This window comes from Endozoicomonas sp. YOMI1, from assembly GCF_024606345.1.
In the GTDB taxonomy this organism is placed as follows: domain Bacteria; phylum Pseudomonadota; class Gammaproteobacteria; order Pseudomonadales; family Endozoicomonadaceae; genus Endozoicomonas.
The window spans coordinates 1-7,738 of record NZ_JAHHPM010000329.1 but is presented as its reverse complement, the minus strand read 5'-3'; the positions used below and the strand labels follow the sequence as shown (position 1 = coordinate 7,738).

General features: G+C 46.3%; 11 protein-coding genes. 5 read left to right on the top strand and 6 right to left on the bottom strand.

Annotated features, from left to right (window positions below; all coding sequences use genetic code 11):
• The first annotated feature begins 560 nt into the window (after nucleotides 1–560).
• The 3 genes from KDK15_RS12060 to KDK15_RS12050 are packed head-to-tail and all read left to right on the top strand — an operon-like array spanning nucleotide 561 to nucleotide 2,310.
• Nucleotides 561–1,133: a hypothetical protein gene (locus KDK15_RS12060; RefSeq protein ID WP_257295603.1), complete on the top strand. Its 573-nt coding sequence runs from the start codon at nucleotides 561–563 to the stop codon at nucleotides 1,131–1,133.
• Between the two features lie 9 nt (nucleotides 1,134–1,142).
• Nucleotides 1,143–1,859: a hypothetical protein gene (locus KDK15_RS12055; RefSeq protein ID WP_257295602.1), complete on the top strand. Its 717-nt coding sequence runs from the start codon at nucleotides 1,143–1,145 to the stop codon at nucleotides 1,857–1,859.
• A gap of 55 nt (nucleotides 1,860–1,914) precedes the next feature.
• Nucleotides 1,915–2,310, top strand: coding sequence for a hypothetical protein (locus KDK15_RS12050; RefSeq protein WP_257295601.1), 396 nt, complete (start codon nucleotides 1,915–1,917; stop codon nucleotides 2,308–2,310).
• Between the two features lie 17 nt (nucleotides 2,311–2,327).
• On the opposite strand, the gene KDK15_RS12045 is transcribed toward KDK15_RS12050, so the two are convergent.
• Complete coding sequence (locus KDK15_RS12045; RefSeq protein WP_257295600.1) at nucleotides 2,328–2,693, bottom strand: hypothetical protein; 366 nt, start codon at nucleotides 2,691–2,693, stop codon at nucleotides 2,328–2,330.
• Between the two features lie 341 nt (nucleotides 2,694–3,034).
• On the opposite strand from KDK15_RS12045, the gene KDK15_RS21280 reads away from it, so the two are divergent.
• On the top strand, nucleotides 3,035–4,051 hold the full coding sequence (locus KDK15_RS21280) for an HNH endonuclease domain-containing protein (protein WP_257295599.1): 1,017 nt from the start codon (nucleotides 3,035–3,037) through the stop codon (nucleotides 4,049–4,051).
• Here KDK15_RS21280 and KDK15_RS12035 read toward each other — a convergent pair.
• The 5 genes from KDK15_RS12035 to KDK15_RS12020 form a co-directional block, all read right to left on the bottom strand.
• Nucleotides 4,048–4,635 (bottom strand): bifunctional 2-polyprenyl-6-hydroxyphenol methylase/3-demethylubiquinol 3-O-methyltransferase UbiG, encoded by a 588-nt coding sequence (locus tag KDK15_RS12035; protein WP_257295598.1) that lies wholly within the window; start codon nucleotides 4,633–4,635, stop codon nucleotides 4,048–4,050. The genes KDK15_RS21280 and KDK15_RS12035 overlap by 4 nt on opposite strands.
• 85 nt (nucleotides 4,636–4,720) lie before the next feature.
• Entirely contained in the window at nucleotides 4,721–5,140 is a 420-nt protein-coding gene (locus tag KDK15_RS12030) for a hypothetical protein (RefSeq protein ID WP_257295597.1), read from the bottom strand.
• A 22-nt stretch (nucleotides 5,141–5,162) separates the two neighbouring features.
• Nucleotides 5,163–6,191 (bottom strand): hypothetical protein, encoded by a 1,029-nt coding sequence (locus tag KDK15_RS12025; RefSeq protein ID WP_257295596.1) that lies wholly within the window; start codon nucleotides 6,189–6,191, stop codon nucleotides 5,163–5,165.
• A gap of 21 nt (nucleotides 6,192–6,212) precedes the next feature.
• Nucleotides 6,213–6,428 carry an ABC-three component system middle component 2 gene (locus KDK15_RS21035; RefSeq protein WP_306800327.1) on the bottom strand — a complete coding sequence of 72 codons (216 nt, stop codon included), beginning with the start codon at nucleotides 6,426–6,428 and terminating at the stop codon, nucleotides 6,213–6,215.
• Complete coding sequence (locus KDK15_RS12020; protein ID WP_257295595.1) at nucleotides 6,421–7,071, bottom strand: ABC-three component system protein; 651 nt, start codon at nucleotides 7,069–7,071, stop codon at nucleotides 6,421–6,423. The genes KDK15_RS21035 and KDK15_RS12020 overlap by 8 nt, the downstream gene beginning before the upstream one ends.
• A gap of 195 nt (nucleotides 7,072–7,266) precedes the next feature.
• On the opposite strand from KDK15_RS12020, the gene KDK15_RS12015 reads away from it, so the two are divergent.
• Nucleotides 7,267–7,738 (top strand): metallophosphoesterase (locus tag KDK15_RS12015; RefSeq protein WP_257295594.1); only part of this gene is annotated, 472 nt, incomplete at its 3' end.

The window sequence follows — 7,738 nt, the reverse complement described above, 5'->3', positions numbered from 1 at the left end:
CACCCTGGAAACAGGGAAATGACTGTATTATTGCGACCAAAAGACCTGCACAGGCAAAGTCTAGCAGGGCTTGTTGCGTTCGTTGCTTTTTATTTCAACTGCCATCACTGATGAAGTGACATTCTTTTTTCTCTTTGTTGAGCGCTGATCGATAGCTGGAAATTCTGGCTTTCAGCTTTTTTTCAGTTTCAGGGAAGATATACATCGAATCTCTCAGAGTTTATTAACAAGGATAGTGGAGACGGCACCATTAATAACCGTTTTCAGTATGGGGATATATTGGACATCATCCTCACACGCTTTCTCATTGCGGTGATGCAATTGAAGAATAATGGCTTTGCCAATGGTCGTGGCGGTTTCTACCCGGATAGCTATAGGGCTTCTCGTTTATTAACGTCTGTTTGCACAACGATCCGATCAAAACGGGCAATAATTTTCTGCAGTATAAGCCTGCGTCCGATAACACAGCACTCCAATTCCATGCGCAGCTTATTTCATTCGGGATTGAATTTCACCAGACCAATTGCTTATTCTGATCAAAACAAACAATGGGTTTCACCATGCCCCAGCTGGACCAACCTTGCAGCAAACACTTCACCTACCGGCAACTGATTGAGTGCGGTGAAACCTGGCAATCATCGTCTATTGATAACCTGCCGCTGGCTGACCAAAGCTGGCAGGCCCTTGCCGATTTGGCGACTCATATACTCGATCCGGTTTATGAGCAGTTTGGTGCCCTGGAAATCACCTACGGCTTTTGCTCCCCCCCGTTGGCAACGGCAAGAAAAAAACTGGCCAAAGAACAGGGTGTGCTGCCCTCTATCTATCCCAAACTGGATCAGCACAGCTGCTTTGAAAAAAACAGGAAGGGAGACATCATCTGCTCCCGGGGAGGTGCAGCCTGCGATTTTCATATGCCGGACACCTCATCGCTGGAGGTAACCACCTGGATCGTCAAACAGCTCCCCTTTGACAGGCTCTATTTTTATGGCCAAAACAAACCCATTCACGTTAGCTATAACAGAGAATCTCAAAATGCAGCCATCTGCATAATGGCACCCAAAGCCAACGGCCAGGGCTACATTCCCAGAAACCTCACCCCTGAGCGTTTTCTTGAACAATTTCAGCTATAAATAAAAGCCATGAATGAACAAGAATGGTATGAAACGGTTGCACAACTGGAGCTTGGCAAAAAACTGCCTAAAGCACTCTATCTCCACCGTTCGGCGCTGAGTGAAACCGCACCGGATTTTTTCTCATGGATTCACCAGCAAGCCACGAACTCAGGCATACCGGAACAACACTGGAATATCGTTCGCCTCCATAAAGACTGTTTCAAAGTCACCCTGCTCTACTATCCGGATTTCTACGACGAAGCCTATCCATCACTGCACTTCAGTTATGGGTTAGACTTCGCCAGCGAAAAAATAAAACCCATTGACTTTACCAGTTCCACCAACCCGCCAATCCTCCATCGCAAAGAACACATGATCCTCCCCTCAGACCCTAACCACGCTGACTTTTGTCAGATTACCCGGGAAGGCGAAGCAGCAGGGCTGTATGAAAATACTCACATCATAGGGTTCCGTAACAGTTGGGAAACCCTGATCAAAGATAAAGGCTACGAGCTACTGGATGGTCGTCTATTCCGAAGAGCAGCCATCGACTTGGCCGAACCACAAACACAACACAAGGTCGACCGCCACAAAACCGCACTGAGCCGGGACAGCCTTTCAAGCCCCATGAAAACACTGGCCAATAGTGGCTACCTGAAAGGGCAATACACCGTATTGACCAGATGTGCGAACTGGCCCATCAACAGTTACCAGCCAGTATCCTTAACGACAGCCACTCACTAATCATCCATAGTCGTTTTATTAATGACCTGCCGCCCCCGTTAAGAATCTATGCCGGTTGTGCCACACAGCTCTTTTCGAAACCGATGGAGTGGACCTGGTAAAAATTCATATCCGCTCCGGCAAACTGACCCTGATGACCTACGAGGGCTTTGAAACCCAACCCATTCCCATGCTTCGTGAACGGGTCAAAATCAACCTGCGCCAACGTACTGTCGATTTTTTTGACTACGGTTATGGCGACTACGATCCACAACCACTCTACTGGAAGTCCCGGTTGATCGACGCAAGTTTTCCCGATTATGGCAAGCATCAGTCATTTGATAAACGCCTTTCCGGCTTGAACATTCCTGAGCTTGCTAACGGGCATGGCCCTTCACTAGAGAATCTGACTGACCTGCTTCGAATGAAGCACGGACTCACGATTAAGGGTTACCGGTTCTTTAACGCATAAGGCCGTTTATACAATAGTCAATCCAACAAACGGGTCGGACGATAAGCTCGATCCTGGTGAATTTTACAGGGCTGCCGGAAATGAACTCCGGCAACCATCACCAAAAATTTCATCCGGGCCAGGGTCAACCCCAGCTTCTCAGCGGCTTGTTCCAGCAGGACTTCATCACCCTCTTCATCCAGCAGCGCATCCATGGGTTCCGTAAAGGCTTTCAAGGGTTCCGCATATTGCTCGCCAATTCGCTCGACCAGTTCTGTAACACGACGCTTTACATCCCGGCGACTCAGTCCCAGTTCATTGCCAACATCATTGAGCCTGCGATCCTGCACACTCAGCTTCAGCAGAATCTGGAAATCCTGTCGATCCAGTTCTTTCTGGATCATGGCCTGAACCCTCGCATAAGGTCTGGTGAAATCAGCCACCAACTCAAGGGGCTTGGCAGGCTACCCCTGCATTGGTTGCGGATCATCCTCAGCAATATTTTTGCCGCAATCTCTAATGGTAATCCCGCAAATTTCAACAGCGTCTAAATCGAGTCCAGCTTTTTAATGGCTTTCTATACGACAAATGACATATAAACCTGAATACAAAGTCACCTCAAGAACTTGTTGCCTCTTGTGCAGTATTATCCATATATATTTAAATGTAATTACATATAAACTTATAACTACAAAAAGCATTAAATAAAGCCCATCCACACATTCATGGACGATTTGGGGGCACAGTGTCTCGATTTTACGATGTTGAACCTTCGCTTGATAATTACTGGCGCAGCATTATTCTTTTCGGCAACAATGTAGCCTCTTATAAATTTGCCCTCGCATGCTCTCTCTACGAGCTAGCCAACTCCAGCAATGACTTTATCTCTCTGGAACAGCTGGCAGGCCCATTTTCTCGCCATATCTGTGAGCATCTGAAAGAGGCACCAAAACAGACGACAGCGAAATCCAGTAGATTTCTGGCTACATGCACAGACTTTAATCTTGGGAAAGTTGATCAGGATTATCTCTGTGCCCAAACAGTCAGGCTCGGTTTTCAAAATGTGATTGATGCCTTTCACAATGTTAATCGTCGTGAAGTCGGGGAACGCTTTTTTATGGATGAAAGAAAAATGGCCAACAAAGGTATCCGGCTGACGGACAATTTTTACACTCTCATGGCATCCCAAGCCATAAACAGCATAAAACCCGAGACCAATGCTCGTTGGCGATTGGTGGAAAGTGCCTGGCAGTTGGGCGTTTCCAAGAATCTTATGGAACATGACCATGATAGCAAGCAACTATTCACTCGCCTGAATGACCGCCGGGTAAATATTACCAGCTCCAGAGACAGCCTGAACGGCTATCAGAAAGGGCGATGTTTTTACTGTTTTGGTCATATAACCATAGAGTCAGGGAAATCTGACCTTGCTGATGTTGACCATTTTTTCCCGTGGGTAATCCGGGAACACGTCCCCGCCATTAATGGCATCTGGAACCTTGTTCTGGCCTGCCAGAGCTGTAACAGGGGGGAGAATGGCAAGTTTACCCAGCTGCCACATATTGACTATCTAGACAGACTTCATGCCAGAAATGAGTATTTTATCAACAGTCATCTGCCCATCAGAGAGACTTTAATGCAACAAACTGGCAAGACAGAGGCATTACGCAGGGCATTCCTGCAAAGCAGCTACAATCAAGCTAAAGTCCAACTTCTGCACAGTTGGAAAAAGCCTGAACCCCGTGGATTTATGAACTTTTAGGCCTTCAGGCCTAAAATCACATTTAGCCATTGTTCAGTGGCTTTTTCTGGCCTTAAGTCATGGGTAGTCCAGCTTGTGTGGACCCATAAATCGGTTGACTTCAGCAAGTCTTGTAATAGGGCCTCATCCATATACGTAAAAAGACGTCCATCCCGTAATACCTCACCCAGACCATATTTAAAGGAACAGTAAAAATAGCCACCCGGCACCAGAAAACCAGCCAAGTGGTTAATGGTTGCAGCCAGTTCTAAATAAGGAACATGAAGCAGGGAAGCACAAGCCCAGACTCCATCAAAGTGTCGTTTTGCTTGAAACTCATCAAACCGGCAAGTCTGGACTGTCAGCCCCGTTAGTTGAGCGGCCATCGCGGCCAGAGTGGCACTGGCATCAAATGCAGTGACCTTATAGCCTTGGCTGACAAAAGCTTTGGCATCCCGGCCTGAACCACAACCCGCATCAAGAATATGTCCTCCATCGGGAATCAGTGGCAGGAAATACTTATAAAGTTCCTGTGCATCAATTCCAACAGTGGAGTTATAAAATTGCAGCGCGTTTTTCTGGTAAAAATCTGAGGTGGTCGTCATTGTGAGTTGCACGTTGTGCACTAAAGATAACTTGTTGATGCCAAATTAGTTCCTGAATGAATGTCCGAATGATTACCATGGCATGTCATAAAAAGCCTGGTCGACCTTCATTAGGGTTACCGGTAAACACTGTCATTTTTAGGCTGTCCATCACTGATCCGGGGGGATGCTGATTTTCAATGATGACTATCTGACTGTCAACGGAATGGTGCTTGACAAGATATGAGTAAAACCGTTCTTTCAGTTTGGTGCCTTGTAGTGCTCGATCTTCATCACCTTCAGGTTTGAAATATGCCAAAAGAGGAGAATCCAGCACAATAAAGCCGGGATGAGGTAGACCGTTCTCTTGGCAATATTCCAACAGAGCAATTGTAACTGCTGCGTGAGTAATAGCCCGAAGCCCCTTACCTCTACTGGTTCGAGGTTTGCCATCAATAACAAAATCGGTGCTTTCCTTATCATAATAAACATGGCAATCACCAGGAAAATCCCACGCTTTTAGCAAACTGGAGACCCTGAGTGAAAAGTCATGGGAAACAGAGTCTGGTGGCCCTGTTATGATGTTGCTGAGTTTCAGGTGGAGCACCACAAAGTGGACAAGATATCGATTCCACATGAGCAAACATAACACCACTTTCCTGAATAGATGTTAGTCGTTCAATATCAATTGCATAGTGTTTGAGCAATAAATCAAATCGCGTCAAAAGATCCTTAATTTCGTCCAGTCGATCCTGGATGGCGGTTCGGTTTTCTAGCAATTCTCGACGTTTCATTAACAGTACATCAAGCTGTGCTTGCGTGCTATTCAGGCTTGCCTTACGCTGCCCAATGCTTATGTCCAACCGAGTCATTTGAACCTTAAGATCTGCCTCTTTTTCTCCAAAACTGGCAATTTCCTGTTGGATATCAGCAAGCAGTTCATCAATCAGCTCCACCTGTTTTGATCTGTCTTTTTCAGCCTGTATCGATTCAACAACATTCGAATCATCAATGCCGGTCAAAAGAAGCTTTATTGTCGCTAATTCGACAGTTTTAAGAGTGAACTGCCCTCCCCAGAAGGGGGAGCCTGTTTGCTGGATCTTTCCTTCCTGGACAATCGCAAGTTTTGCCAGATTCCTGAAACTAAGACTTTGCGTCTTGCACGTTGCCTTACTTTTTAATATACGTTTGCCGAACAGACCAATTCTATTGAGTAGAAACCCCGAGAGATTATCGGTTTTACCGTGACTGTGATCTTTTTTGAGTACTTCAATGCCTGCTTCTTTATCGACCAGATTCAACAGCTTGAAATTTCCACCTGTAATCCCGCGTAAGAAACGCCACTTTTCTCCTGATGTTACGTCCAGATCAAAATGAATTTCATCGTATGCCACTCGTTCTGTAATGTCTCTGAGTTCGCCACCTCCAAGCATAAAGTCAATTGACTCAGCGAGGAATGACTTCCCTGTATCAGATGCCCCACAAACCACGTTTACTCCATTAGAGAATGTCATCTCTTTGTTTTTTTCGGGTCCGGTAAACGCGATTCGAAGTAGCCGAAGTGAACCGTTGTTCATTATCTGCCTCTTGATCCATTTTTAGCCTGGAACCAATAACTCACCAGCTCTCATCGGCAGAGCAGCGTGGATGCTTTCGGGACCATCGGCATCGCCGGAGTGCACAACTAGATAGTCCATTTCAACGAGGCGCTCCAAGTCAAAAGCTACGGGATGCGCAGCGACCAAAATTGCCAGAGAGCGAACGCCGGTTTCCAATGGACTATTAAATGGCGTGGTATGCGAGTGACTAGTCATCATCCATCACCCACTGCAGGCGATCTTCATTTGCCAGTTGATGACAGATACCCTGTCGGTCTTGCGACTTGGTGACTGATGCAAGAGGATTCGCTGTTAAAGCAACTGACGATGCCTGTGCCATTGTCCTTTTCATCCTTTCGTACCCGTTGGGATGGGTTGCATCTGCAATATCAACCACACCATAGTAAACCTCTTCTTGAAGACTCTCGAATGTCCCTTCCGGCACAGTATCTCTGGCAAAATTCCTGAGAGCTTCGGCAGAATAGAACCGCTCTCGCTGCCTTTTTAAGTCATTCTCAAGTCTGCTGTGTTTAACTAGGGCGTCTATACCATGAAGCGAATACCCCAAATGATCTCCATTAGCATTAAGGATATGGATGATATGGCTCTCGCCCCCTGTCGGAACCATCGGAGGCTCTTCAGGTAAAGGCCTTAGAGGCAAACCACCACCAAACCGAACTGAGTGAAAACGTGTATGGCTATGGGCATCAATCAACTCGATGTGTGATTTCGATGAGAAAATGGTAAAATCAAAGCCATCCACATAAGACAGTAATTCCCCGCTGAGTTCAATATCCTTGGTCGAAGTGATTTTACTTTTACAATGCCCGTCCCAATTTTCCTGAAATTTTTCACGCAATTCAGATGGCTTATTGAGAAGCTTTTTCGGTGGCTCAAAGAGAAATTTTTTAAGACGAATGATTGTACCCGCTATACGACAATAGGGTCTATATTGATTACCCTTGTGATGAATGCATCTGAATTTTCTGACAAATCCTGTATTTGGATATTTTTGTAGCAACCTTTTCTGCTCCAGTTACCAACGAGAATAAAAATGTACGACATGATTGGAGATATCCACGGCCGGGCAGATGAGCTGGAAGCTCTATTACTGAAGCTCGGCTATCAACGACAGGGAACGGTTTATAAACATCCTGAACGCAAAGCTATATTTGTCGGCGATTTTATCGATGGCAAGGGGCAGCATCGGAAAACAATCGATATTTGTCGTTCCATGGTAGAACAGGAAAGCGCGCTTGCCGTGATGGGCAATCATGAGTTCAATGCTATCTGCTACTCGATACCCGATGGCACGGGTGATGCGGCTCTGCCGCATTTACCACTCCCTGAACAACGTTATCGCTATACAGGTACAGTCCCGCTGTTTGTTGGGCATTACTGGATGGACGGTAATCCCGAGGCTTTGAGCGACAGCGTGGCCTGCGTTGATTACAGTGTCGCCAGGCCCGGAGGCAAACTGGTGGCTTACCGTTGGAGTGGCGAGCAGAAGCTGGATCAGAATAATT